The following is a 25,080-nucleotide window of genomic DNA, read 5'->3' on the forward strand; positions in this document are numbered from 1 at the left end:
ATGGCGAATTTCATGACAAAAACGTGGCTGTGGCGCTGGACGAAGCGGCTTTCCCTTTTCGTGCTGATCGCGTTTCTGTGCATCGTGGCCGTGCGGTTCTACGACGCGCAGCGCAAGGCGCCGCTGAGTGTGTGGCACACCTGGGTGCCCGAGGAGATGCACGAGCACGAAATCGACCAGGCGACATGGGCCGATTACATCGCGCACGAAAACCGCCTGTTCGATGCGGTCAAAAAGAATGTGACCGACAAGTTGCCGGAGGACGAGCGCGTGCCGGCCAATCGCTATTTCTCGGGCAGCCCGATTTATCCGGGGCGCTTTCGCACGGACTGGAACCGCTCTTACACGCTCATGCCGGAGGGCGCGCCGCGCGGCGTGGCCGTGATGCTGCACGGGCTGACCGACTCGCCATACAGCCTGCGCCACATCGCGCAGCGTTATCAGCGCGATGGCTTTGCGGTGGTGGCGGTCCGGCTGCCTGGGCACGGCACGGTGCCCTCGGGCCTGACCGAGGTGACGGCGGAAGACTGGGAGGCGGCCACGCGGCTCGCCGTGCGCGAAGCGCGCCGGCTCGTGCCGGCGCCCGCGCCGCTGCATATCGTGGGCTTTTCCAACGGCGGCGCGCTGGCGCTGCAATATTCGCTGGAAGCGGTGCAGAACCCGAGCCTGCCGAGGGCGGACCACCTGATCCTGATCTCGCCGATGATCGGCATTACGCGCTTTGCGCGCTTTGCCGGGCTCGCGGCCTTGCCGTCGATCCTGCCTTCGTTTGCGAAAGCGGCGTGGCTCGACATCGTGCCGGAGTTCAATCCGTTCAAGTACAACTCGTTTCCCGTGAATGGCGCGCGCCAGTCCTGGCGCGTGACCCAGCGGGTCCAGCAGGAACTGGCGCAGGCGGGCCGTAGCGGGCAACTGGCGCAGTTGCCGCCCGCGCTGACCTTCCAGTCCGTGCTCGACTTCACGGTGAGCACGAGCGCGATCATCAGTTCGTTGTATGCGCAACTGCCTGCCAACGGCAGCGAACTCGTGCTGTTCGACATCAACCGCACGGCGCAATGGAGCCCGCTGCTGCGCGCTTCGATGCGCGACGCGCTGCGCCGCATCGCGCCCGCACCGCCGCTGCGTTACCGGCTGACGTTGCTTACCAACGCGTCGGCCACTTCGCCGCAAGTGATCGAGCAGAGCACTGCCGCCAACGAAACGACGGCGGCCGTCAAACCCACCGGGCTCGACTATCCGCCCGACGTGTATTCGCTTTCGCACGTGGCGCTGCCGTTTCCGGTGACCGACTCCTTGTACGGCCGCACGCCCGACCCTGACGACGACCTGGGCATCCACCTCGGCGCCCAGTCCGTGCGCGGTGAAACGGGCGCGCTGATCGTGGGCGCGGGACTGCTTACGCGCCTGTCATGGAACCCGTTTTATCCGTACATCGTCGAGCGCATCGACTATCTGGCGCACGCTTCTCCCTGATTCTGCCTGTGCGTTGCGTGCTGCTCCGCGTGCGCCGCGTGTGCCGTGCGCGCCCTGCGCCCGGTGCGATCAGCCCTGCGCGAGGTCGACCTGCGCGATCATCCGCTCGCCGTCGCGGTTGACGACGATCGACACGGCGTCGTCGGCTTGCGCGATCATCTTCTGCAACTGGCCGACGTTGCGCACCTTGACGCCGTTGACCGCGACGATCACGTCACCGGCGCTGATGCCCGCCGCCCGCGCCGGACCCGCTGCGCGCATGACCAGCACGCCGCCGTCGACGCCGATCTGCTGCGCTTCGTCGCCGGTGAGCTGCCGCACGGCCACGCCAAGGCGCGGACGCGGCGTGTTGCTCGCGTAACCCTGGTTGCCGCCTTGCACGATCTGCTCCTTCATCTGCATGGCTTCGTCGATCGGGATCGCGAACGAGAGACCCTGGAAGCCGCCCGTGCGCGAGTAGATCATCGAGTTGATGCCGATGACTTCGCCGTTGAGGTTGAAGAGCGGGCCGCCCGAATTGCCGGGGTTGACGGGCACGTCGGTCTGGATGAGGTGTGTGGGGCTGTCTTCCGAGAGCTGGCGCGACTTCGCGCTGATGATGCCCGAGGTCACGGTGTTGTCGAGCCCGTACGGCGAGCCGATCGCCACGACCCAGTCGCCCACCTTGCTGCTGGCGGGGTCGCCGATCTTCACCGTGGGAAAGCCGCTGCCGGGAATCTTCAGCACGGCCACGTCGCCGGCCTTGTCGGTGCCGATCACGCGCGCGCGCAGCGTGCGGCCGTCGGTGAGCTTGACCGTGACGGCGTCGGCGTCTTCCACCACGTGGTTGTTGGTGAGGATGTAGCCGTCCTGGCTCACGATGAAGCCCGAACCCAGCGCGCCCGAGTGGCCGCTTTCAGACTCCGGGTTCTCCTTGACGACCTCGATGTGCACCACGGCCGGGCCGTATTTCGCCACGATCGCCGAGAAGTTCGGCGCCTGGCCCGTGGCGTTGTCCGCCTTGGGCATCGGCGCGGACACGGTGGTTTTCAGTTTGCTGCTTTCGTCCGCGCTGGCGTGCCCATGGGTGACGACCCACGTGCCGGCGACCGCCAGCGCGACACCGGCGATCAGGCCCCGGCGCCGATACTTATTCGTGCTCATAGCGAAGGTAAAAATGGGAGGTTGATGAAGATGCGCGTAAGGTACTTTTTGCTGCTTAAACGTGACTTAAAGTGAAACGCGATATTTTTCTCTCCGAAAAATTCGATGTTCACGCAACCATCATAAAGGGCCGGAGTCGTTCGGATTCCATATCGGGTGGCCATGACGCCGCCGCGCGATCGGCTTCGCCAGCCAGCGAACGAGCACGTCTTTTCCAAAGCGTCTAGTCTTGCGAAGTGGTGGCAGATTGCGCCCGACGGCGGTTTCGGCGCGCGATGATGCGCTGCCGCAAGCGGCACGGTGAAAGCTGCGAGGAATTGAGGGCCGGAGTTGCGCGCGCACCCGGCGCGGCGGACGCCAATGGCTTGCTAACGTCCCGTTCGGGCGCGTGCAGGCGGGACGCCGGATTGCGCGGCGAGCGTCCGGCGCGACATGAAAAGTGATTCGTCATCCCAGGCATTTCACGTCACGCGAGGAAAGCGATGGCCGTTGCCGCACAGAAGATGAGCCGCCCGCCACGCGCGGGTACGGCTTCGTTGGCATCGGGCCGCCATGCGGTTGCACCGGGGACGCCATGAAACAGGATCTTGTTACCGCCACCTGCGTGCTGCTCATCGCCGTCATCACGGGATGGGTGCTGTATATCGGGCGCCCGGTGCTGGTGCCGATAGCGTTTGCGATCATCACGTCGTATGTGATTTACGGGATCGCCGAAATTCTGCGGCGCGTGCCGCATGTGGGCAAGCGTATTCGCGCCGGGGTGCGCTACTGGAGCGCGGCCGGGCTCATTCTCGTGGCGGCGTGGCTTGCCACCGAACTGCTGCTCTCCGACACCGACCGCATGCTGGCGGTGGCGCCCAAATACGAAGCCACGCTGCTCGCGCTGCTCACGAAGCTCACGGCGCTGCTTCATCTGGAGACCGAAGCGTCATGGGCGGCGTTTCGCCGCGAGTTGCTCGCGGCGGTGAATGTTCAGTCGCTGCTCACCTCGCTGCTCGGCTCGCTCTCCTCGCTCATGGCGACCACGCTCGTCGTTCTGCTGTACACGGCGTTCTTCATGGTCGAGATGGGGCGATTCCGGCGCAAGCTTTCGGCGGCCATGCGCGGCAAGGCCGACATGGAACCGGTGATCGACGCCATCAACGCGAAAATCGGCACGTATCTCGCGTTGAAGGCGCTGCTCGGTGTGGTGCTCGGTATTCTCAGCTGGGTTTGCATGCATCTGGTCGGGCTGGAGTTCGCGCCGCTCATCGCCGTGCTCATCGTGCTGCTCAACTTCGTGCCCTATGCCGGTTCGCTCATCTCCGTCGCGTTTCCGGCCTTGCTCGCCGCGCTTCAGTTCGGGCAGTGGAACGAGCCCATCACGCTGCTCGTTTCGCTCTCGGCCATCAACTTCGTGATGGGCAACGTGCTCGACCCGTGGCTCATGGCCGGGTCGTTGAACCTGAGCCCGGCGGTCATACTGATGAGTCTTGCGGCCTGGACCGCCATCTGGGGCATTCCGGGTGCCTTCCTCGCCGTGCCGGGAACGGTGGCGCTCACGATCATTTTTTCGGCCTTCAGCTCCACGCGTCCGCTGGCGATGCTGTTGACGAAAGAGGACGTTGCGAGGCCGGTTGACTGAATCGATTGAATTGACGGGACCGGTCGAGCCGCGCCTCAACTTCACGGGTGATCTATGGCTTCCAGAACGAAACGTAGCGACAGGACACTGGCACCCGCTTATTCCTGCCTGTGCGACAAGGCGCTGGCGAACTATGCGAACCGCCGCATCGGCGCCGATCTCGCGCGCCGCGGCTTCCTGGCGGGCATGGGCGCGTCGATGCTTTGCACCGTGCTGCCGGAACTCGCCCTCGCGCAGCAACCGGCCGCCGCGCCTGGCGCGCAGCCCACGACGTTGACGAACTTCCGTCTCTTCGACGGCAAAGCGGGCGCTTTGCAGGACGGCATGTTCATGGTCGTCGACGGCAACCGTATTTCGCAGTTGCGCCGCGGAACGCCGGGTGCGACGGACGGTCAGCGCGTGATCGACTGCGGCGGCAAGGTGATGATGCCGGGCCTCATCGACGTGCACTGGCACACGCTGCTTGCCGCGTTGCCTATTCAGACCATCATGCAGGCCGACCTGAGCTTCGTTTATCTGGCGGCGGGCGCGGAGGCGCAGCGCACCTTGCTGCGCGGCTTCACGACCGTGCGCGACGCGGGCGGTCCCGCCTTTGCGCTCAAGCAGGCCATCGACGCCGGCATGCTGAGCGGTCCGCGCATTTACCCCTCCGGCGCAATGATCACGACGACCGGCGGTCACGGCGACTTCCGGCTGCTGACCGATGTGCCGCGCACGTCAGGCCAGATCAGCGAAGTGGAGCGGACCGGCGCGGCCGCCATTGCCGATTCGGCGGACGAAGTCCGCCTGCGCGTGCGCGAGCAGTTCATGATGGGCGCCACGCAGATCAAGCTCGTCGGGTGCGGCGGCGTCTCCACGCCGCGCAGTCCGCTGGACATGCTCACCTTTACGGAGCCGCAATTGCGCGCGGCCGTCGAAACGGCCGCCGACTGGGGCACCTATGTGCTCGTGCACGCGTACACGCCCGAAGCGGTGAAGCGCTCGCTCGCCGCCGGCGCGCAATGTGTCGAGCACGGTCACCTGATCGACGATCGTACCGCCGAATCCATGGCGAAAAGCGGCACGTGGCTCAGCACGCAACCCTTCACGAGCGAAGAAGATGTCGCGCCGCTGCCGCCTTCGAGCCGCGAGAAGTTTCTGGAAGTCACGACCGGCACGGACAACATGTACAAGCTCGCGCGCAAGCACGGGCTCAAGGTTGCGTTCGGCACGGACCTGATCTTTTCGCAGGTGCTCGCCACGCGCCAGGGCACGATGCTCGGGCACCTCGCGCGCTGGTATTCGGCTGCCGAATCACTGGGCATGGCCACCGGCGGGAACGGGCAGTTGCTGGCGCTGGCGGGCGAGCGCAATCCGTATCCGCACAAGCTGGGCGTGCTGGAAGAGGGGGCGTATGCCGATCTGCTGGTGGTGGCGGCCGACCCGCTTCAGGACATGTCGGTGCTGGCCAACCCCGATCAGAACCTGCATCTGATCATGAAAGACGGCCGCATCTACAAGGACAGGTTGAAGGCGTGAGGAGGGCTGCGCTCAACGCCGCAGCAGCCAGAATAGCAGCGACACCGCCACCGAGATCACGATGCACGTGACCACGGGAAAGTGGAAGCTGAATCCGTCGCGCACGATATGAATGTCGCCCGGCAGCCGGCCGAACGGGATGCGCGCGAGCCAGCGCCAGGCCAGGCCGACAAGCACGCACAACAGGCCAATGGCGATCAGGTAACGGTTCATGAAGCTGCGCCGCGCGGTGGCCGAAAACACCATCATAGGCTCACGCGCGCGACGCTGTCACCGCCGCCGCTTTACCACAGGCCGTAGAAAACTCCGGCTTCCCGGTCGCGGTGCGTTTCGGCCGCCACGGACGCGGGCGAGACGGTGGTGCGCGTGCGGCGATTGCAGAACCAGTCGAGCAGGCGTGCACGCATGGCGTCGATCACGGGCGCCGAGGCCGCGTCGCTGGCGCAATCGCGCAGTTCCTGCGGATCGCGTTCGAGGTCGAATAGCTGCGGCGCGAAGCCTTGCCAGTGAATGTACTTCCACTTCGCGGTGCGCACCATCCAAGCGCGGCACGCCTCGGGTTCGCGGCCGAGCAAGAGGCGCGACTCGCGGTACGCATAGTCGAGTTCGGAGAAGACCGCGTCGCGCCAGTGGTCCGGCGTGCCCGCCGCGCGCGTGAGCGCGAGCAGCGAGCGGCCTTCCAGGCGCTCGGTGGCGAGCGGCTGGCCGAGCGCCTCCAGGATCGTCGGCACGGTGTCGATGGCCTCGACGAATTCCTCGCGCACCTGGCCGCGCTGCGCGTCGGCTTGCGCGGACGGGTCGTAGACCAGATACGGCACGCGCTGCACGGTGTCGTAGAACAACTCCTTTTCGCCGAGCCAGTGATCGCCGAGAAAATCGCCGTGATCGGACGTGAATACGATGAGCGTGTCGCGCCAGCCATCCACGCGGTCCAGGGCTTCCCACAGCCGGCCGAGATGGTCGTCGAGCTGGCTGATGAGCCCCTGATACGCGGGGCGCACGGTACGGACTGTCTCAGCGCGTGCGAAGTTGACGCTCTCCTCCTGGCGGCGGTAGGCCGAGACTACCGGGTGCGCGTCGCGTAGTTCGTCAGGATGCCGAACGACGGGAAGGCATTGGTCTGCCGTATAGCGGTTGTGATACGGCGCGGGCGCCATGTAAGGCCAGTGCGGCTTGACGTACGAGAGATGCAGCACCCACGGCTCGTCGCGGTGCTTCTCGATGAATTCGATCGCCTGATTCGTCGTGTATGCGGTTTCTGAATCCTGCTCCGCCACGCGGGCGGGCAGATACGAGTGCCGCATATGCCAGCCGTTCACAACCTGGCCTTGCTCGTCGATGGCCGAGATGACGTAGTCGCTCCACGGGTCGTCGCCCTCGTAGCCGCGCGCGCGCAGGTACTGCGCATAGCTGCCCACGGGCTCGGCGCGGTGGCCGTCGTAGCGGTCGACCAGCGTGAAATAGCCCTCGCGCAGCAGCGCGGCCAGTTCGCTGTCGCCCTCGATGCCAAGGCGCCGGTAAGTCGCCTGGTCCGAGGAGAAGTGGCTCTTGCCGCACAACGCGAGGCGCATGCGCTGCTCGGCGAGGTAGGCGCCGAGCGTCATTTCGCTCGCGGGCAGCGGCACGCAGTTCCAGCTCGCGCCGTGACTCGATACATAACGCCCCGTGTAGAACGACATGCGCGAGGGACCGCACACGCCCGATTGCACGAAGGCGTTCGAAAAGCGGTTGCCGCGCTGCGCGAGCAGGTCGATGTTGGGCGTGCGCAGGTACGGGTGGCCGTAGCACGACAGATGATCTGCGCGCAACTGGTCGCACATGATGAACAGGACGTTGCGGGTCATGTCAGGAAATTCAGGAGTCCGTGTTGATATGGCGTGAGGAACGTGAGCGATCAGCGCGCGGTCGCATCGGGCTTCAATGCGTCGTCGTAGGGCGAGCCGCCCGCGCACGGCGCGGTCTCCGGCATGGCGAGCAAGGCCAGTACGCCGACCACGGCCGCCGTGGTCACGAACAGCGCGGGCATCATCTTGTTGCCGGTGACGCCGATGAGCCAGGCGACGGCGAACGGCGCGATGCCGCCAAAGAGCGTGGTGGCGAGGTTGTACGAGATCGACAGACCCGTGGCGCGCGTGCGCGTGGGGAACAGTTCGGCGAGCGCGGTCGACGCCGGTCCGAGCGCGGCGGCCATGAGGACGGCGAACACGGTTTCGACGGCGAGCAGCCGCCCGAGGCTCGGCCCGGCAATCAGCCACGCGAACAGCGGATAGAGCGTGAGGATATAGCCGACCATCGAAACGGCCATGACGGGTTTGCGGCCCACGCGGTCGGAAAGCAGGCCGAACAGCGGAATAAGCGCCATGCGTGCGGCGCCGGTGAACATCAGCACGATGAACGGCGCGTCCACTCGCAGCTTGAGTTGCTGCACGGAATAGATCGGCAGATAGACGTTGAGCACGTATTGGGCAACCGAGCCGAACACCGTCAGGCCGAACGCGATCACGAGCGAAGCGCGGTTGTTGATCCAGAGGTCGCGCAGCAGGGCGCTTGCGCGCGGCTGGGCTTCCCTGGCTGCCGCCGTGTAGGCGGGCGCCTCGTGCAGACGCGTACGAATATAGAAACCGACCGGACCGATCAGCAGTCCGAACAGAAAGGGAAGGCGCCAGCCCCAGGCGTCGAGCGAGGCGGCGGGCAGGCCGCGCGTGACGAGCGCGCCCATGCCCGCCGCGACGACCGCCGCGCAAAACTGCCCGAAGTTCTGCCAGCTGCCGTAATAACCGCGCCGCATGCGCGGAGCGTACTCGATCAGCATGGAGGTCGAACTGCCGAACTCGCCGCCCGCCGACAGTCCTTGCAACAGCCGCGCGAACACGATCAGCACGGGCGCGGCAACGCCGATGCTCGCATAGCTCGGCGTGAACGCCATGATGGCCGAGGAAACGGTCATGAGCAGGATGACGAGCGAAAGCGCGGCCTTGCGGCCGGCGCGGTCCGCGTAGATGCCGAGCAGGATGCCGCCGAGCGGCCGCACGAGAAATGCGCTGGCGAAGGTGGCCGTGGCGAACAGCGTCGCGACGCTCGGGTCGGTCGCCGGAAAGAACTGGCGCGCGATCACCACGGAGAGAAACCCGAACACGATGAAGTCGTACCACTCGAAGGCATTGCCGATGGTGGCGGCGACGATGGCGCGCCGGTGCTGGGCGGGAATGGTCATGTTGCGGGTCTCCTCGTTGGCGCTGCGTGTGTTGGTATGCATGGATGCAGCGGGGGACGGCGATGGCCGATGGGATATTGGGCACTATTTTGCGCAGCCAATTCATGAGCGTCCAATGAGATATGATCGATGACCCATAACGCTTTCGTTATCGAAATCCATGCGTCCCGTCGATCAATATCTGTTCCGGCAATTGAAGCTCCGGCATCTGCATCTGCTGGTGGCGCTGGCCGATCTGCCCACGGTGGGCAAGGTCGCGGAGATGCTGCACGTCACCCAGCCGGCTATTTCCCGGATGATCGCGGACCTGGAGCGTGGCATTGGTCTCGCGCTGTTCGAGCGCAACGGGCGGCGCATCCGGCCGACGCCCGCGGGGGCGAGCCTCATTCGCCACGCGCGCGACATGCTCGCGCAGGCCCAGCGCGCGGGCGACGAACTGGAGGCGATTGCGAGCGGCATTGGCGGGCGGCTCGAAGTCGGTTTCCTCGCGGTTGCCGCCGCCGCGCTGGTGCCGCAAGCCACGGCGCGCTTCAAGGCGAAGGCGCGTGCCACGACGGTGGCACTGCACGAAGGCACGCTCGATCAACTCATGCCCGCATTGCAATCGGGACGTCTCGATCTGGTGGTCGGCCGCATCGCCAAGGACATGGTGGACGAGGCGACGCTCGCATTCGACCCGCTGTTCGACGACCCGCCCGTGATTGTCGCGGCGGCCGGTCATGCGCTCGCGCGCAAGCGCGCCGTGACGTGGCACGATCTCGACGGCCTCGCGTGGGTGCTGCCGCCGGTGAGCGCGCCGATGCATCGCCGGCTGCTCGCGGTGCTCGCCGATCACGGGCTCGGCTCGCCTGTCGACGTCGTCGAATCGAATACGAATCTCGGGGATCTGTCATTGCTGCGCGGCGGTGAGCGGCTCGGTCTGGAGCCGCGCTCGCGCGCGCTCGAACTCGTGCGCGAAGGCGTGCTGTGGATGGCGCCGCTTTCGCTTGGCAGCGTGCTCGGACCGGTGGGCGTCATCTGGCGCAAGGAGGTCGAGAGCGCGCCGGCAGTGGCACTTTTTCTCGATTGCCTGCGCGAGACGGCGCGCAGCATCGAGCCCGATAACCCGAGCGTGGCCGAGGGCGCGAAGCCAGTGCGCAACGCGACGAAGAAGAAAGCCAAGACAACGTAGAAAGTGAACGCGGGATGAGCGCAAGACGAGCGCGCCGCCATTGCTAATATCATCGAATGGATACGGCGAATCATCGCGGCGAAACGTTGAGGGCTCGCCTGTGCGACGTCGCGTAATCACCACTGCAACACGTATCACCTGTATCAAAGTGTTATCGCATGGGGTCGCATCATTCAGACGCGTGGCGCGCGCATTGCGCCGCCATCACGCTAGTGCCTTGAAAGAGGCGCACATCATGCGGCAAGAGATGGGTTTCGTCCCTGTCTCGATCCGCCATCTGGCGGAATTCGACGACTTGATCTTCACTGCGAAGTGGCCCATATTCAAAGTGAATTTTTTCAAGTCCGTCCAACGATCCGCGAAATCCAGCATCGAACAAGTCGCCCAATAGTCAAGCACGCGCTACTTCGTCAACCGCTGCGCAAAGGGTTCGAAGGGCGCCAGCGAACCGTGTCCTCTTAGAGCTTCAATACCTGCAATGTTCAACGAACCTGGCCGAGGTAGCGCTGGTCCGTGGGGGTGTCCATACTGCGGGACCAGTTTCAATGCGCCGCTGATAATTTGTCCCCAATGCGGTGCGAAACAGCAGGCTGATCGTCACCGCGTTGCGCCGGTGAGCGAGTACGCTGCGTACGAGCCGCCGAACGCACAAGGCAACGGCGACGGCTTCGCGCAAGAAAAGCATGCGCAGTGGCGTCCCGGCGCGTTCAGCTTCGGCGGCGCCGAGGCCTTTAGCGGCGCGGCGGATGCCTTTGGCGGAACGCAGCGCTACAGCGATTACCCGTCGCAAGACGAATCGCGAGTGGGGCAACGCTCGTGGACACCGTTCTATGCCATCGGCACGGTGGTGTCCGTCTCTTTCCTCGTCGCTGCGTATCTGATTTCGCATCGCGTCGAGCGCGAGCCGACACCGGGCGTTCAGGTGGTGGAAGGCGCCGTGCTCGGGCCGAAGGTCGACGCCGCGAAGCCGCCGCCTCCGACGACGCACCACGCGCCCGTTCTGGCGGCTCAAGCGCCTGCGCATGTTCCGGTGACGCCACCCGCGACGATGGTGGCGCATGTGCCGTCACCGCCCGCGCAGGTGCCGCAGCCACCGCGTCATGCGATGCCGGTGCCGACCGTTACGGCGCAGACGACGCATGCGCCCGCCGCGCAGCAAATCGCCGCCGATCGCAAGAGCGCGGCCGAGCAACGCGCGCTCGCCGCGAAGGCCAGTGCGAACGCACGCGCGGCCGACGTATCGAGGAATCTTGCGAGCGCGCGTACGAGCCTCGACAAGAACAACCTCGGGCCTGCGCGTCGATCCCTCACGGCGGCGCTCGCGGCGCAACCGGGCAACGGCGCCGCCTTGCAGATGCAGTCCGAACTGGCTTCGCGCGAGCAGGAGCGCGACTCGCTGCTGGGCTATGCGCGACTCTGCGCGCGCCAGGAACAGTGGTTGTGCGCGTGGCATAACGCGGGACATGCATTGACGGTCGATGCGTCGAGCAGCGACGCGCGGGAATTGCTCTCGCGCTCCATTGCGGCGCAAGGCGCGGCGGGGCCCGCCCGGCGCGTTTATGGCGGGCCGCCCGGACCGCCGATCGACGACCAGTAACGCGGCTTGCGCTTGATCGTGCGCCGATCGCACGTCAAGCGCGTGGCTGACCGCGCATCAATCGCGCGCCGCGTGATGCTCGACGAGCCAACTGCTGAAGTTGCGCACGCGCACCGTGTCCTGCACTTCGGGCCGCACGTCGAGCCAGTAGCCCGAAGGGCCCACCACCTCAACCGGGCTCAGTTGTACGAGCGTGCCGTTGCGCAGTTCGGGCTCGATCATGTGGCGATCGGCAACGGCAATGCCGAGCCCCGCCACCGCGGCATGAATCACCTGATCGAGCGTGCTGAACTCGAGTTCGCCGCGCGGCGCCATCTGCACGGTTAGCGCGGCGGCTTCGAGCCAGGCTTCCCACACCAGCAGCCGCCGGTCGATATCGAGGATATACAGCCAAGGATGCTGTGCGAGCAGGTCGCGCAGCGCGCTTTCGTCGGCGGGCGGAGTGTCGAACACATGCGCCGAGCCAACCAGCACGTGGCGCTCGCGCATGAGCAGCGTGCTTTGGCCGCCCGGCAGCGGTTCCATGCCAAAGCGGATCTGGCAATCCTCGTTGCGCTCGGTGCCATGCAGCGCACCGTATTCGTTCGTGATGGAAATGCGCAGGTCGGGATGGCGCGCCTGGAACTCGCGCAGGCGCGGCGTAAGCCAGCGCGTGGCGAGCGTGGGCGCGGCGTTCAGGCTCAGGAGGCTATTGGAAGGGTCGGCGCGAATCGTGTCGAGCGTGTGGGCGATGCTGTCGAACGCGGCCTGTAGCGTGGGCAGCAGGCGCTTGCCCGCCGCCGTGATTTCGAGCCGGTGATGATGCCGCATGAAGAGCGGCGTGCCGAGATAGTCTTCGAGCAGGCGAATCTGGCGGCTGATCGCCCCCTGGGTCACGTGCAGGTTCTGCGCGGCCTTGGTGAAGCTGAGGGTGCGGCTCGCCTCCTCGAAGGAGCGCAGGGCCGATAGGGAGGGTAGGCGGCGCATGCAAGTCTCGCGATGCATGAGCGCCGGCTCGCGCCGGCGCTGCTTCCATGATAAGGACTACGTGAAAACGTCAGAACGCGTGCGTGATGCCCACGCGGCCGACCACCTGGTTGTCGGTGCTCGACGGGTTGAAGCCCGTGATCTGCGCGTTTTCCGCCGCGCCCGCCGCGTGCTGGTACACGCCCATCGCGTAGAGCGACGTGCGTTTCGATAGCGCGTACTGGCCGATCAGGTTGACCTGGTGGTACTTGGGCGACGTATCGCTTGCGTGGTCCTGGCCCATCGTGAAGGTGTAGCCCGCGCCCACGGTGAAGGCAGGCGTCACCGCATACGTGCCCGCCACTTCGTAGTTCTGGAAATGCAGGTCGCCGCTGCCCGTGCCCGACGAGAAGTTCACGTTCGAATAGTTCGTCATGAGCTTCAGGCTGCCGATCACGTACGACGCGCCCGCGGAGAGAATGCCCTGATAGCGCGCGTTGGCGAGCGCGTCGCCGTACACCGAGTTCACGAAGCCGCCGCCGCTGCCGTAGCCGGCCACCGCCGTCGCCGGATTGTTCACGCGCAGGTAGCCCACCCCCGCGCTGAACGACCCGAGCGTGTACGCCGCCGCCGCGCTATACGAGGCATTGTTCGAGAATTGGCCCGCCTGGCCGCCGAACGAGTAGTGGCCTTCGAACTGGAACCCGGCCAGCACCGGGCTCACGTACTTGATGGCGTTGTTGACAGGGAACCCGTTGTCCAGGTTGTCCATGTCGTTCGGGTGTGCGAAATACCAGCCGCCGTAATTGCCGTTGAGCGAATATGGCTCGATCAGGTCGACCGTGGCGTCCCACTGCTTGCCTAGCGTGACCTGGCCATACCGGTCGGACTTCAGGCCCACGTAGGCGTTGCGGGAAAACGCAAGACCGCCGCCGAGCGACCCCGTCGCGGCGTTGAAGCCGCTTTCGAGCCGGAAGATCGCCGAATAGCCGCCGCCCAGATCCTCCGAGCCGCGCAGGCCCCAGCGGCTGCCCGCCGGCACGCCGCTTTGCATCTGCACGAGCTTGCTGCCCGTGCCCGGCACGAGTTGGCCGTTTGCGCCGCTTGCCACGTTATTGGCGTAGTCCACGCCAAGGTCGATGATGCCGTACAGCGTCACGCTGCTTTGCGCATGCGCGCCCGTCGCCGCCAGCGCCAGTGTCAGCGGCATCGCCGCGAGAATCTTCTTCTTCACTTAAGTCTCCTTATCATGAAACCGTCTTGCGCGGCTCCGCGTTCTGGTTGGTCTGCCCGGAGGGCCGCGTTATGCGCCGAGCGACTTCTGCACTTTCGCCGCCACGTCGGCGGGCACCCAGGGCTTCCACATCTCGGGGTGCTGCTTGAGGAACTTTTGCGCCTCGGTTTGCGCGTCGACCTTATGCTCGGTCATGTCGAGAATCGTCGTGTTCAGGAAGTCGATGGGAAAGCTCACCTTCGAGAAGAACGCCATGACGTCGGGCTCGGCCTGATAAAAGGGCGTCGAAACGCCAATCTTCAGATGCGAGACCAGATACGACGAGGCGCATTGCTGCGTGCTGTTCGCTTCGCGCAGCGTCTTCCAGCACGCTTCGTTGAACGGCGGCATCTTGAGCTGGACGAACTTGTACTTGGCCATCAGCGCGGCGGGTTCCCAGTAGTAGGTGAGAATCGGCTTGCCGCGCGCATAGGCCGAGGAAATCGCCGCGTCGAGCGCCGCGCCCGTGCCGGGGCGGAAGTTCGTATAGGCGTCGTCGAGCTTGAGCAGCTTGAGCAAGCGCGTGTTCACGCGTTCGCAGTCCCAGCCCGAAGGGCAGTTCAGGAAGCGGCCGCGATCGGGTTCTTCGTCGTCGACGAAGAGCTGTTTGTATTTGGGCAGATCGCTCACCGACTGGAGGTCGGGCGCGCTTGCCTTGATGCCGCGTTTCGCGTCGCCGTGCACCACATAGTCGGGCACGTACCAGCCTTCGCGCGTGCCGCCCGGCAGCGTGTCGCCCACGAGCGTTACCGTGCCCGCCTTCACCGCGCCCGCGATGATCTCTGAGCGCCCCGTCCATTGCTCGGCCCACACCTGGAGGTCGTTGCGCGAGAGCGCGGTTTCCGTGGCCGCCGTGCTGCCGGGCACGGTGTCGGCCTGGCAGCTATAGCCGTTTTTGAGGATGTAGCGCAGCACTTCGCTCGTGAAGTTGCCGCTTTCCCACGTGATGCCGGCAAAGTGCACGGGCTTGCCGCTGCTGCACCAGGTGCCCGCGGCGTGGGCCGGTAACGCGGCGAGCGCGATCGGTGCGGCGAGGCAGGCCGCGCGTATCAGGGACGTCAAGCGTTTCATTGCATGTCTCCATTTTATTGAAATGATTCGGAATGCTTCATATGTGAGATGGCTTGACGCGCACGAACGGTCGAACCTCAAGCCAGCCTGCGGTGCTTCAGTCGTAGCGGCTGTCGTGCGCGCGCGTTGCCGCGAGCGCGGCTTCGTCCAGCTCGATTCCAAGGCCCGGCGCATCGCTCAGTTCGATCCAGCCTTGCGAATCGACGTCGATCACGTGCCTGAGCGGGAAATCGCGCCGCTCGGGCGTCCATTCGGGAGGGTCGTAGGGGAACTCGACGAACGGCGCATGCCCGGCGCCCGCCACGACATGCAGATTCGCCGCGAGGCCGATGCCGTTGCCCCACGTATGCGGCGTGAACATCTTGCCGTGCAACCCGATTTGCGCGGCGAGGCGCCGCGCGCCCTCCATGCCGAGCGTGCAGACCACGTCGGGTTGATAAACGTCGAGGCAATCGTGCGCGAGCAGCGCGGCAAACTCGTGGGCGTCGCGCGTCATCTCGCCGCCGGCGATCAGCGCACCGGTTTGCTTGCGCAACTGGGCATGGCCCGCGTAGTCGCCGCGATGCAGCGGTTCTTCCACCCAGTACACGCGGTATGGCTCGATCCGGCGAATCACGGCGAGCGCCTCGTCGGCGCGCCACGGCGCCTGGGTGTCCCACGGCATGCGCCAGCCCTGGTTGCAATCCACCATCAGTTCGATCTTCTCGCCCGCCGCTTCGCGCACGGCCGCGAGCGCGGCGATGTCGTCGGCGAGCGTCGGGCGGCCGAAGCGCAGCTTGAGCGCGGGAAAGCCGCGCGCCACGGCCTGCTCGGCCCAGCGCGCCATGCCGTCGAGCGAGCGATGCACGCCGGAGGACGCATAGGCGCGCACGCGCTTCGCGCGGCCGCCGGCCATTTGCCAGCATGGCTCGCCGCGAATCTTGCCCGCGAGGTCCCAGAGCGCGACGTCGAGCGGCCAGAGGCGGCCCGCATGGAAGCTCAGGTTTTCCAGCACCGCGCTATGACGCGCGAGATCGAGCGGGTCCGCGCCGATGAACAGGTCGCGGTAATCGTCGAAGCCGTACATGGCGTCGCCGGAACCGACGCCCACGCGGCCCTCGTCGTCCTCCACGCGCACGATCGTGGCCGGAAAGGCGCGCCGGGGGCGGCTGTCCCACGAGGCGGGAAAGGGCGGGTCGAGCGGCAGGCGATGCTGGCTGACGGTGATGCGGGCGATGCGGTTCGTCATGGCGCGTGTGTTGCCGGCCGGTGCGCGCAACATTTCGTGACGTGCGCATCCGGGCGGGCGATTGTCTCCTTGGCCTGTGCAGGCGTTACGGCATCCTAGAGGGTCAATTCCACGCACTCAATGAAGTCAATTGAAGTAAATGACAGCCTTCATTTCCGCGAATTGGGCGCGATAATGGCGCAGCCGTCGCGCGGTGCCGCGGCGCGCCAGGTCCCCTCGGGAAAACACCATGAACGGCTGGATGCCCTCGCTCTCACGCAGCAGCGAACCGAAGTACCGCGCGATCGCGCACGCTTATGCGCAGGCCATCCACGGCGGCCAGATGCTGCCCGGCGAGAAGCTGCCCGCGCACCGGCTGCTCGCGAAGAAGCTCAGTGTCACGACGGGCACGGTGAGCCGCGCCTATGCCGAGCTGGAGCGTTGCGGGATGGTCGTGGCGCGCGTGGGCGACGGCACCTACGTGGCCGAGCCCGATGCCGACGGCGCACGCATGGCCGAGCGCGCGCGGCCCGCGTCCGAGGCGTGGGAGCGCTCGGGTGCGGCGATGGCGGGGGTGGCCGGTATGGGCGCGGTGTCCGCTGCGGGCACCGCCGCGCGCCTGATCGATCTCGGCCAGAACGTGCCGATGCCCACCGACGAAGCGTTCCTGCTCACGCAAACGCTGCGCGAACTCGCGGGCGACGAACGGCTGGCCGGCGAACTGCTGCTTTACCAGCCGGAAGGCGGCCGGCGCTCGCACCGCGAGGCAGGCGCGCGCTGGCTCGCGCGCATGGGCTGCGTGGCGGCGGCCGAGCGCGTGCTTGTCACGCAGGGCGCGCAGCATGGCCTCGCCTGTGTGTTGCGCGCCGTGCTGCGCCCCGGCGACACGATTTTCGCGGAGGCATTGAGCTACCCCGGCATCGTCGCGCTCGCGCGGCAACTGCGGCTGAACCTCGTGGGGATCGAGATCGACGAGGAAGGCATCGTTCCGGCCGCGCTGGAACGCGCCTGCGGCCTGCTCGCGCCGCGCGCGCTCTTTTGCGTGCCGACGCTGCACAACCCCACCACGGCGACGCTCTCCGAAGCGCGGCGCGCGATGATCGCCGAGATCGCCGTGCGCCATCACCTCGTCGTGATCGAGGACCTCGTGCCCGCCGCGTTGCTCGACGCGCCGCCCGCGCCGCTCGCCGCGCGCCTGCCCGAGCATGGCATCGTCATCAGCAGTCTTTCGAAGGCGGTCGCGCCGGGGCTGCGCATCGGCTATGTGCAGGCGCCGCCGGACTGGGTGGGCAAGATACTCGCGGTGATCCGCAGCGATTGCTGGATGACCTCGCCGCTCCCCGCGGAGATTGCGGCGCGCTGGATCGTGAACGGCGAGATCGACCGGCTCATCGCGCAGCAGCGCGCGCAGGTGGACCTGCGCCAGGGGATTGCCGCCGAGGTGCTGGCGGGCTGGCGCTATCGCACCGATCCCGCGAGTCCGCATCTGTGGCTGCCGCTCGCGGAGCCGTGGCGCGCCGCCGAATTCTCGGCGGCCTTGCGCCAGGCCGGCGTGCTCGTGAAAACGGCGGACAGTTTCGTGATCGGGCGCGGCTCGGCCCCGCATGCCGTGCGCTTGAGCCTGGGCGGCGCGCGCAGCCACGAGGCGCTGCGCGAAGGCCTGGAGGTGCTGGCGCGCACGTTGCGCAACGGGCCGGAAGGGCTGTATTCGGCGTAATTCCAGCGTAACGCCGCGCCCTTACTCCACGATGAAATTGACGGTGCGTTTGCGCCGCTCGTCGACCGAAAGCGAGAACACATCGGGCCGCGCATAGTGCCCGACCACGTCGAAGTCGTAGCGGGCGCGCGTGAGTTCCTCCGTGTCGATTTCCGCGACGATGAGGCCTGTTTCGCCGTGCAAGGGGCCGGCCAGCACTTCGCCGAGCGGCCCGACGATCAGGCTGCCGCCGTTGATGAGCGGGCGGTTCTCGTCCCAGTGCGGCACGTCGATGCCGAGCGCGGCGGGCGATGGCTGCACCTGGCATGCGCTGATCACGAAGCAGCGCCCTTCGTGCGCGATATGGCGCATCGAGCATTGCCAGATCTCGCGCTCGTCGACGGTGGGCGCGCACCAGATCTGCACGCCCTTCGCGTACATGGCCGTGCGCAGCAACGGCATGTGGTTCTCCCAGCAGATCGCCGCGCCCGCCACGCCCGCTTCCGTGCGCACCGTGGGCAGCGTCGAGCCGTCGCCCTGGCCCCAAATGAGGCGCTCGGTGCCCGTGGGCATCAGCTTGCGGTGCTTCGCGACGAGTCCTTCGCCGGGATTGAAGAACAGCGCCGTGCAAAAGAGCGTGCTGCCGTCGCGCTCGATCACGCCGATCACGAGCGACGCGCCGCAGCGCGTGGAGAGATCGGCGAGCGCTTCGGTTTCCGCGCCCGGCACGTCGATCGCGTTGTCGTAGTAGCGCGCGAACGCCTCGCGCCCTTCGGGCAGGCGGTAGCCGAGCCGGGTGCCGAAGATCTCGCCCTTCGGGTAGCCGCCGAGCAGCGCCTCGGGCAGCACCACGAGCGTCGCGCCCGAGGCGCGGATCTGCGTTTCGAATGAGAGGATGTGCTCGAGCGTGGCGGCTTTGCCGGCGGCGGATGAACCGATCTGTAGTGCAGCGACTTTCGATTTGGCCATGGGGGTCTGCTCCGGTGGGGTGAACGCTTCGAATAGTTCCACGGCGATAAAATCGCGAAAACGTATATCGATACTATGTGATATGAACCGATTTGATATCGCGGGCGTGGACCTGAATCTGCTGAAGATATTCGAAGCGTTGTTCGAAGAGGGCGGCGCGAGCCGCGCCGCGATTCGGCTGAACATGACGCAGTCGGCCGTGAGCGCCGCGCTCAGGCGCTTGCGCGCGCTCTACGCCGACACGCTGTTCGTGCGCACCGGGCGCGGACTCGCGCCCACCTCGCGCGCGCAGGAACTCAAGCCCGTGATCAGCGAAGCGCTCGACCGATGCCGCCAAAGCCTCGCGATCGCCTCGCCCGACGCGACCACATTCCACGGCCGAGCAGTCTCGATCGGCTTGTCCGACGACTTCGAACTGGCCATCGGGCGGCGCATCATCGAAACGGTGGCCACGAGCGCGCCGGGCTTGCGCATCATTTTCCGGCAGACGCACAGCCAGATCGTGAGCGATGCGCTCGCCAACCAGGAGATGGATCTCGCGGTCGCGGCGGGCGGTTTCGCCTCGCGCGGGCTGAGCCACAAAGTGCTGGGCGAGGGCAGCTATGCCTGCCTCGTGGACGACGGCCCGCGCGCGCCGCGCAGGCTCACGCTCGACGACTATGTGGCGCGCGGGCACATCCTCGTGTCGTCGGGCGGCGTGGTCGGGATCGTCGACGAAGGGCTCGCGGCGCGCGGGCTCAAGCGCAATGTGGTGGCCTCCACCACGCATTTCGCCGCGTTGCCGTTTCTGCTCCGGGGCACGCGCAGCGTCGCGACGATTCCTCGCCACGCTGCCGTTGAAATCGCGCGTGTGACGGGGCTGAAGCTGCTGGCGTGTCCGATCGATCTGCCGCGCTATCCGGTTGAGCTGGGCTGGCGCAGCAGTTCGATGCGTGACGCGGCCATCGTCAAGGTGCACGCGGCGATTACGGCGTGCTATGCGTCAAAGCGCTGAGACGCGCGCAGCGTAGCCGGCGCTTATTTCTTCGCCTTGGCCTGGTTGAAGTCGATGGCGGCGCGCACGAGCGTTTTCAACGCGCGTTTGTCAACCTTGTCGCCTTCGAGATAATCGATGGCCCGCCGCGCGTTGCCTTCCAGCCCGGCGTTGAAGAGCTTTGCGGGATCGGCGAGACGCGCGCCATTGGCGAAGGTGAGCTTGACCTTGCCCTTATGCGCGTTGGCGACGGCGATCATGCCGTCGCGATACCACACGGGGCTGCCCATGTATTTCCATTCCTCGACGATCTGCGCGTCGGCTTCGAGGATGGCCTGGCGCACGGCGGCGAATGTCTCGCCGCGCCAGTCCGTGAGTTCTGCAATTAGCTGGTCAATCTGTTCCGATGGCGTCATGGGGCTCCCTGCGCGGCATTGCGGCTGTGTTTTCCTGCGGTCCGGACCGTAATGTAGCACTGCGCTCGCCGTGGCTGCGGCGTGGTGCTGATCGATGGCCTCGAAGCCTGCTGGTCAAGCCGTGTCCGTTGGCGAGCGCGTTGGCGTGCGCGGCAGCCGCGCTGTCTCCGGCTTGTCGGGCTTGTCGGTCTCCATGATCGAAATCGTGAAGAAACTGCCCATGACCGCGGAGAGAATGATGAAGATCGACGCCGCATCGACAAGGAATCCGAAATACTGGAAGACGGCGAAGCATACCGCCAGCGTCAGCAAGTTGAGCGCGAGCCCGACGATCGTCGAGGCCTTGGGCACGGTTCTCATGAACACGGCGAGGCGCGAGTCGGTGCGCGGCACATACCAGATCAACAGCAGGCCGAACGACATGATGAAACCCGTTTCGGCCCAGATCAGCCAGGCCGGGCGGCGCAGGAAGCGGCCTTCGAAAATCGTTTCGATCACCTGGGCCTGAATCTCGATGCCGGGCACGAGTTCACCCAGCGCGGTGGTGCGCATGTCGGTCAGGCCCGTGCCGGTGAGGCCCACCAGAACCAGCTTGTTGCGCATACGCGCCGGATCGACTTTGCCCAGCAGAACGTCGCTTGCGGAAACATAGCGATGCTGCGTTTGCGCGATGGAGGCGAAATGCAGCCAGATGTCGCCGTCGGGCTGCGTCGGCACACGCACGTCGGCCACGCCCACTGCCTGCACGCCGGAGGGCTTCGCGAACACCTCGATCGCGGGCGAGTCGGTGGCCACGCGCAGCATCTCGATCGGCAGGCTCGGCACGATCTTGTCGCCAAGCCCGAGCACGAGCGGAATGCGGCGCACCGTGCCCTGTTCCTGCGCCACGTTGAGCATGGCCTGGCCGTGGGCCGCGCCCTGCAACTCGGGCAGGCTCGCGAGCACGTACTGGAAGCGGCGCACATTGTCGAGCGCGCCGCCGCCGTGCACGAGCACGGGGGCGCTCAGCATGTCGGTGCGGGTCGTGGACGTCGCGTGATCGAAAGCGGCCGCGCCGAGTATGGAAGGCGCGGCGCGCAGCGATGTGGCGAGTATCCGTTCATGGCTGGGCAGCGCGCGCAACTGGGTGGCGAGCGCCGCCTCGGCGTCCGGCAGGTTGTCGGCTACCATGCCGGGCGAGGTCTGATCGGGCTCCGGCATGTAGATGTCGAGACCGATCGCCAGCGGCCTGGCGGCGGCGATCGCATCGACGAGGTGCGCTAGCCGGTTGCGCGGCCAGGGCCATTGGCCCACGGCTTCGAGCGTCCTGTCGTCGATCTCGACGATGGTCACCGGCTGCGTGGCGGGTATGCGCGGAAAGCGGCGCTGATAGTGATCGAACAGCAACTGACGGGCCGAGCCGAAGGTGTCGGGCAGCAGTTCGTTGAGCGTCTCGAGAAAGGCGGGGCGGGCGACGTTGCCGGGCCACTGGCTGCAAAGATCGATGAGGAGCAGCCCGACGAGCACGCCAACGGCCCAGGGGCGGCCTCGGTACGCCCGCATCGTGCGCTTCATGAAGGCGATGAACGAATCGCGGTAGCGTTTCATGGCGGCAGGGGGCGAGGGGCGCGCGCCGCTATTCAGTGAGAATCACTGAATGGTGATGACCGCGCGGCGGTTGGCCTGGTTCGGCACGCCGTCCGCGGTGTGCACGAGCGGCTCGCGCTTGCCGCGGCCGGCGATTTCGATCTGCCTGGCCGGGATGCCCGACTTGACGAGGAACGACGCCACGCTCTGCGCGCGGCGCAGCGAGAGTTGGTCGTTGAAGTCCTGCGCGCCCGCGAGGTCGGTGTGGCCGACCACGGTGAGATGCGGGGCGGGCCACGTCGCGAGTACTTTCTTCAGTTCGGCCACCGTGGCGGCGGACTCGGGCGCGAGTTGCGTGGCGGAGTCGAACACGAAGTTGATCGTGAAGGTTCTGGGGCGCGGCGGCTGGGCGGCCAGCAGGTCGCCGTAATTCGCCTGCACGGCGGCCTTGTTGTCCTTCGTCTGCTCGATGGCGCCGCCCTTCGAAACATCGGCGCGTGTGTAGGCGGTGTCGATCACCTGCGTTTTGCCGCTGCTATGCACGATCACGTTGCCGACGCTGCCGTCAGGGTTCGGCAGCAGCGTGATCTTGTCGGGCGTGCCGCACCCGGCGAGGCATAGCAGCATTGCGAACGCCGCGCTAACGGGCAGCCGTGGTGTGCGATGCGCCGTTTTCAATGATCGGTCTCCCCGCTGCCGCCCACCTCGATGATGAATTCCGTGCCGCGTACGCCGAGCGTGGTGGTGGGCGTGCTGTAGCGCACGGCTTCCGGATTGGCCTTCGCGAGCTTGCCGTCGACCACGGCGAGCGAGCCGCGCCGGATGCTCACGTCGAGCGCGCCCTCGTAGGTGGTGGTGTTGAAAGCAAACTTGTTGAGGTCGAGTACGGAATTGGCGCCCTCGGAAAGCAGCGTGTTGTCGCGCAGCGTGATCCCCACGGAGGACGCGGGGCCGGTTACGACGCGATCGCTGCCAAACACCTCGCTGCCGATGCCGACGCCCACGGGCTGACCGGCTCGCTCGACATGCACCGTGCCTTTGAGCGTCTTGACGATGCCGATTGCATCGGCTGCGTGCGCATCGATGGCTGGCGGGCACCCGCAGGCGAGAAGCAAGGCATAGTGGATGGCTTGGCTGCGCACTGTCGATTCCGTATGGCGGAACGAACCGGGTTTCGGGCACCCGGCGAGCATAGGGGCGGTGCGCGGATCGCTCCGTGCGCTAGCGCACAGAGTGCATGCGGGAGAAAGGTTCGCCGGAATGGGTGCGGTAAGTGCGCGCCGCGCGCTGGTTACGCTTCCCGGCCATGCATCATCGCCACCCTGGCGGCGATCGGGGTTGCACAGATGCTCGCGCGCCCGGCGGCCGGGCGGCTCACCGGGCAGGCGCGAGCCTCCCACCTCAATGATCGTGCCTGACCTGCCCGATCACCGGCTCATTCGCCTTGCGGCTCAACATCAGCGTCACCACGGCGGAAACCGCCAGCGTCGCGCCCACCACGTACAGCCCGGCGGCGTAACCGCCTGTGCGGGTCTTCAACCACCCGATCACGACCGGGCCCACAAAGCCGCCGAGATTGCCGATCGAGTTGATCATCGCGATGCCCGCGGCCGCTCCCGCGCCGGAGAGGAACATGCTCGGCATCGCCCAAAGCGGCGCCTTCGCCGCGCTGATGCCGATATTCACCACCACGAGCGCGAGCACGATCATCAGCGCGGTGCTGGCCTGGCCCGCGAACACGAAGCCCACGCAGGCGAGCACGCAGGGAATCACCACATGCCAGGTGCGCTCGGCGGTGCGGTCGGAGTGCCGTGCCCAGAGGATCATGGCGACCACTGCAACGATGCTCGGAATGGCGTTGAGCAGGCCCGTTTCCAGCGAGCTGAAGCCGTACTGACGGATGATGAGCGGCGCCCACAGCCCCAGCGTGTACAGTCCGGCCGAAGTGCCGAAGTAGATCAGCGCGAGCGCCAGCACGCGCGGGTCGCGCAGTGCGCTCAGCGCGCCCGCCGTATGGCCCGCGTGACTCTCGCGCGATCTGGCTTCGTCGCTGAGCTTCGCGACGAGCCAGTCGCGTTCCTGCGGGCTCAGCCAGCGCGCCTTGGCGGGCGCATCGGTGAGAACCTTCAGGACCACGAAACCCAGCAGCACGGCCGGCACGGCTTCGATCACATAAAGCAGTTGCCAGTTGGCGAGGCCGAACATCGGCGGCAACTGCATGAGCGCGCCGGAGATCGGCGAGCCCAGCGCCGTGGAAATCGGCGCGGCCGCCATGAACCAGGCCGCCGCCACGGCGCGCTGCTTGGTGGGGAACCACAGGCTCAGGTACAGGATGATGCCGGGGAAGAAGCCCGCCTCGGCCACGCCCAGCAAGAAGCGCAGCGCGTAGAAGCTGTTGGGGCCGCTCACGAACGCCGATGCGGCGGAAACGATGCCCCACGTCACCATCACGCGCGCAATCCAGATGCGTGCGCCCACGCGGTGCAAGATGAGGTTGGAGGGCACCTCGAAGAGAAAGTAGCCGATGAAGAAGAGGCCGCCGCCAAGGCCGAACGCCGTGGGCGAAAGGCCGATGGCCTTGTTCATCGTCATCGCCGCGAAGCCCACGTTGACCCGGTCGAGAAAGCTCACGAAATAGAGCAGCATGACGAACGGGATGATGCGCCACATGAGTTTGCGCGTGACGATTGCTTCGGTATCCGAATTCATTTGTCTCCTCCTGTGAGGGAAGCCCCGGGCGCGCGGTTTTGTGTTGAGTCGCGCCCAGGTCGATGTCGCGACGGTGCTCAGGCGGCGACGGCCGCTTTTTCCACGAGTTCGCAAACCGCCGCCGTGACCTGCGCGGTGGTTGCCTTGCCGCCCAGGTCTCCCGTATGCAGCGCGGAGTTGGCCGTCACGGCTTCGATGGCCTGCATCACGTGCGCGGCGGCCTCGTGCTCGCCGAGGTGTTCGAGCAGCATCACGACCGACCAGAACGTGCCGATCGGGTTGGCGAGCCCCTTGCCCATGATGTCGAAGGCCGAACCGTGGATCGGCTCGAACATCGAGGGGTAGCGCCGCTCGGGGTCGATGTTGCCGGTCGGTGCAATGCCGAGGCTGCCCGCGAGCGCGGCAGCGAGGTCGCTGAGGATGTCGGCGTGCAGGTTGGTCGCGACGATCGTGTCGAGCGAGGCGGGGCGGTTGACCATGCGCGCCGTGGCGGCGTCCACGAGTTCCTTGTCCCA

General features: G+C 66.4%; 22 protein-coding genes. 7 read left to right on the forward strand and 15 right to left on the reverse strand.

The window, feature by feature from the left end; genetic code table 11:
* Window positions 1-12 precede the first annotated feature (12 nt).
* Complete coding sequence (locus C7402_RS30505) at window positions 13-1,473, forward strand: alpha/beta hydrolase (RefSeq protein ID WP_116613303.1); 1,461 nt, start codon at window positions 13-15, stop codon at window positions 1,471-1,473.
* Window positions 1,474-1,542: 69 nt separating this feature from the next.
* Here the strand turns inward: C7402_RS30505 and C7402_RS30510 are convergent, their stop codons facing one another.
* Complete coding sequence (locus C7402_RS30510) at window positions 1,543-2,616, reverse strand: S1C family serine protease (protein ID WP_116613280.1); 1,074 nt, start codon at window positions 2,614-2,616, stop codon at window positions 1,543-1,545.
* A gap of 574 nt (window positions 2,617-3,190) precedes the next feature.
* Here C7402_RS30510 and C7402_RS30515 point away from each other — a divergent pair.
* Together C7402_RS30515 and C7402_RS30520 are read left to right on the forward strand one after the other, a co-directional pair.
* Complete coding sequence (locus C7402_RS30515) at window positions 3,191-4,240, forward strand: AI-2E family transporter (protein ID WP_112173611.1); 1,050 nt, start codon at window positions 3,191-3,193, stop codon at window positions 4,238-4,240.
* A 54-nt stretch (window positions 4,241-4,294) separates the two neighbouring features.
* Window positions 4,295-5,758 (forward strand): metal-dependent hydrolase family protein, encoded by a 1,464-nt coding sequence (locus C7402_RS30520; protein WP_244314976.1) that lies wholly within the window; start codon window positions 4,295-4,297, stop codon window positions 5,756-5,758.
* Between the two features lie 12 nt (window positions 5,759-5,770).
* On the opposite strand, the gene C7402_RS30525 is transcribed toward C7402_RS30520, so the two are convergent.
* From C7402_RS30525 to C7402_RS30535, 3 genes are all read right to left on the reverse strand, one after another.
* Complete coding sequence (locus C7402_RS30525; protein ID WP_112173644.1) at window positions 5,771-5,971, reverse strand: DUF2905 domain-containing protein; 201 nt, start codon at window positions 5,969-5,971, stop codon at window positions 5,771-5,773.
* Between the two features lie 71 nt (window positions 5,972-6,042).
* Window positions 6,043-7,602 carry a sulfatase-like hydrolase/transferase gene (locus C7402_RS30530; RefSeq protein WP_116613281.1) on the reverse strand — a complete coding sequence of 520 codons (1,560 nt, stop codon included), beginning with the start codon at window positions 7,600-7,602 and terminating at the stop codon, window positions 6,043-6,045.
* Between the two features lie 50 nt (window positions 7,603-7,652).
* Window positions 7,653-8,972 carry an MFS transporter gene (locus C7402_RS30535; RefSeq protein ID WP_116613282.1) on the reverse strand — a complete coding sequence of 440 codons (1,320 nt, stop codon included), beginning with the start codon at window positions 8,970-8,972 and terminating at the stop codon, window positions 7,653-7,655.
* Between the two features lie 160 nt (window positions 8,973-9,132).
* Here C7402_RS30535 and C7402_RS30540 point away from each other — a divergent pair, with 160 nt between their 5' ends.
* Window positions 9,133-10,143 carry a LysR family transcriptional regulator gene (locus tag C7402_RS30540; RefSeq protein WP_116613283.1) on the forward strand — a complete coding sequence of 337 codons (1,011 nt, stop codon included), beginning with the start codon at window positions 9,133-9,135 and terminating at the stop codon, window positions 10,141-10,143.
* A gap of 613 nt (window positions 10,144-10,756) precedes the next feature.
* Window positions 10,757-11,740, forward strand: coding sequence for a hypothetical protein (locus C7402_RS30545; protein ID WP_116613284.1), 984 nt, complete (start codon window positions 10,757-10,759; stop codon window positions 11,738-11,740).
* A 57-nt stretch (window positions 11,741-11,797) separates the two neighbouring features.
* Here the strand turns inward: C7402_RS30545 and C7402_RS30550 are convergent, their stop codons facing one another.
* From C7402_RS30550 to C7402_RS30565, 4 genes are all read right to left on the reverse strand, one after another.
* On the reverse strand, window positions 11,798-12,706 hold the full coding sequence (locus C7402_RS30550; protein ID WP_116613305.1) for a LysR substrate-binding domain-containing protein: 909 nt from the start codon (window positions 12,704-12,706) through the stop codon (window positions 11,798-11,800).
* Between the two features lie 70 nt (window positions 12,707-12,776).
* Complete coding sequence (locus C7402_RS30555; RefSeq protein WP_116613306.1) at window positions 12,777-13,895, reverse strand: porin; 1,119 nt, start codon at window positions 13,893-13,895, stop codon at window positions 12,777-12,779.
* A gap of 93 nt (window positions 13,896-13,988) precedes the next feature.
* Entirely contained in the window at window positions 13,989-15,029 is a 1,041-nt protein-coding gene (locus C7402_RS30560; protein ID WP_116613285.1) for an ABC transporter substrate-binding protein, read from the reverse strand.
* Window positions 15,030-15,126: 97 nt separating this feature from the next.
* Window positions 15,127-16,257, reverse strand: coding sequence for a mandelate racemase/muconate lactonizing enzyme family protein (locus C7402_RS30565; RefSeq protein ID WP_224040876.1), 1,131 nt, complete (start codon window positions 16,255-16,257; stop codon window positions 15,127-15,129).
* A 229-nt stretch (window positions 16,258-16,486) separates the two neighbouring features.
* Here C7402_RS30565 and C7402_RS30570 point away from each other — a divergent pair, with 229 nt between their 5' ends.
* Window positions 16,487-17,953 (forward strand): aminotransferase-like domain-containing protein, encoded by a 1,467-nt coding sequence (locus C7402_RS30570; RefSeq protein ID WP_116613287.1) that lies wholly within the window; start codon window positions 16,487-16,489, stop codon window positions 17,951-17,953.
* A gap of 21 nt (window positions 17,954-17,974) precedes the next feature.
* On the opposite strand, the gene C7402_RS30575 is transcribed toward C7402_RS30570, so the two are convergent.
* Entirely contained in the window at window positions 17,975-18,901 is a 927-nt protein-coding gene (locus C7402_RS30575; protein WP_116613288.1) for a carbon-nitrogen hydrolase family protein, read from the reverse strand.
* A gap of 82 nt (window positions 18,902-18,983) precedes the next feature.
* Between C7402_RS30575 and C7402_RS30580 the strand changes: the two genes are divergently transcribed.
* The gene (locus tag C7402_RS30580; protein ID WP_116613289.1) at window positions 18,984-19,895 is read left to right on the forward strand and encodes a LysR family transcriptional regulator; all 912 of its coding nucleotides are present in this window, start codon (window positions 18,984-18,986) and stop codon (window positions 19,893-19,895) included.
* 23 nt (window positions 19,896-19,918) lie between these two features.
* Here the strand turns inward: C7402_RS30580 and C7402_RS30585 are convergent, their stop codons facing one another.
* From C7402_RS30585 to C7402_RS30610, 6 genes are all read right to left on the reverse strand, one after another.
* Window positions 19,919-20,290 (reverse strand): DUF1801 domain-containing protein, encoded by a 372-nt coding sequence (locus C7402_RS30585; RefSeq protein WP_112173621.1) that lies wholly within the window; start codon window positions 20,288-20,290, stop codon window positions 19,919-19,921.
* 114 nt (window positions 20,291-20,404) lie between these two features.
* Window positions 20,405-21,877: a CHASE2 domain-containing protein gene (locus tag C7402_RS30590; RefSeq protein WP_116613290.1), complete on the reverse strand. Its 1,473-nt coding sequence runs from the start codon at window positions 21,875-21,877 to the stop codon at window positions 20,405-20,407.
* Between the two features lie 42 nt (window positions 21,878-21,919).
* On the reverse strand, window positions 21,920-22,483 hold the full coding sequence (locus C7402_RS30595; RefSeq protein ID WP_112173623.1) for an OmpA family protein: 564 nt from the start codon (window positions 22,481-22,483) through the stop codon (window positions 21,920-21,922).
* Window positions 22,484-22,530: 47 nt separating this feature from the next.
* Window positions 22,531-22,998, reverse strand: a complete 468-nt coding sequence (locus C7402_RS30600) for a FecR family protein (RefSeq protein WP_116613307.1) — start codon at window positions 22,996-22,998, stop codon at window positions 22,531-22,533.
* Window positions 22,999-23,257: 259 nt separating this feature from the next.
* Complete coding sequence (locus C7402_RS30605; protein WP_116613291.1) at window positions 23,258-24,565, reverse strand: MFS transporter; 1,308 nt, start codon at window positions 24,563-24,565, stop codon at window positions 23,258-23,260.
* Between the two features lie 77 nt (window positions 24,566-24,642).
* On the reverse strand, window positions 24,643-25,080 hold a 438-nt coding region (locus C7402_RS30610; RefSeq protein WP_244314977.1), incomplete at its 5' end, for an isocitrate/isopropylmalate family dehydrogenase.

The sequence above is a fragment of the Paraburkholderia unamae genome, from assembly GCF_003096875.1.
Lineage (GTDB): Bacteria > Pseudomonadota > Gammaproteobacteria > Burkholderiales > Burkholderiaceae > Paraburkholderia > Paraburkholderia unamae.

Bases quoted from the DNA above. Each gene is read 5' to 3' on its own strand.
- C7402_RS30565 (WP_224040876.1), bottom strand. From the start codon at position 16,257: ATGACGAACCGCATCGCCCGCATCACCGTCAGCCAGCATCGCCTGCCG.
- C7402_RS30580 (WP_116613289.1), top strand. From the start codon at position 18,984: ATGAACCGATTTGATATCGCGGGCGTGGACCTGAATCTGCTGAAGATA.
- C7402_RS30550 (WP_116613305.1), bottom strand. From the start codon at position 12,706: ATGCGCCGCCTACCCTCCCTATCGGCCCTGCGCTCCTTCGAGGAGGCG.
- C7402_RS30535 (WP_116613282.1), bottom strand. From the start codon at position 8,972: ATGACCATTCCCGCCCAGCACCGGCGCGCCATCGTCGCCGCCACCATC.
- C7402_RS30530 (WP_116613281.1), bottom strand. From the start codon at position 7,602: ATGACCCGCAACGTCCTGTTCATCATGTGCGACCAGTTGCGCGCAGAT.
- C7402_RS30605 (WP_116613291.1), bottom strand. From the start codon at position 24,565: ATGAATTCGGATACCGAAGCAATCGTCACGCGCAAACTCATGTGGCGC.
- C7402_RS30595 (WP_112173623.1), bottom strand. From the start codon at position 22,483: ATGCTGCTATGCCTCGCCGGGTGCGGCACGCCCGACAAGATCACGCTG.
- C7402_RS30560 (WP_116613285.1), bottom strand. From the start codon at position 15,029: ATGAAACGCTTGACGTCCCTGATACGCGCGGCCTGCCTCGCCGCACCG.
- C7402_RS30505 (WP_116613303.1), top strand. From the start codon at position 13: ATGACAAAAACGTGGCTGTGGCGCTGGACGAAGCGGCTTTCCCTTTTC.
- C7402_RS30555 (WP_116613306.1), bottom strand. From the start codon at position 13,895: ATGCCGCTGACACTGGCGCTGGCGGCGACGGGCGCGCATGCGCAAAGC.
- C7402_RS30585 (WP_112173621.1), bottom strand. From the start codon at position 20,290: ATGACGCCATCGGAACAGATTGACCAGCTAATTGCAGAACTCACGGAC.
- C7402_RS30590 (WP_116613290.1), bottom strand. From the start codon at position 21,877: ATGAAACGCTACCGCGATTCGTTCATCGCCTTCATGAAGCGCACGATG.
- C7402_RS30570 (WP_116613287.1), top strand. From the start codon at position 16,487: ATGAACGGCTGGATGCCCTCGCTCTCACGCAGCAGCGAACCGAAGTAC.
- C7402_RS30520 (WP_244314976.1), top strand. From the start codon at position 4,295: ATGGCTTCCAGAACGAAACGTAGCGACAGGACACTGGCACCCGCTTAT.
- C7402_RS30510 (WP_116613280.1), bottom strand. From the start codon at position 2,616: ATGAGCACGAATAAGTATCGGCGCCGGGGCCTGATCGCCGGTGTCGCG.
- C7402_RS30540 (WP_116613283.1), top strand. From the start codon at position 9,133: ATGCGTCCCGTCGATCAATATCTGTTCCGGCAATTGAAGCTCCGGCAT.
- C7402_RS30515 (WP_112173611.1), top strand. From the start codon at position 3,191: ATGAAACAGGATCTTGTTACCGCCACCTGCGTGCTGCTCATCGCCGTC.
- C7402_RS30525 (WP_112173644.1), bottom strand. From the start codon at position 5,971: ATGAACCGTTACCTGATCGCCATTGGCCTGTTGTGCGTGCTTGTCGGC.
- C7402_RS30575 (WP_116613288.1), bottom strand. From the start codon at position 18,901: ATGGCCAAATCGAAAGTCGCTGCACTACAGATCGGTTCATCCGCCGCC.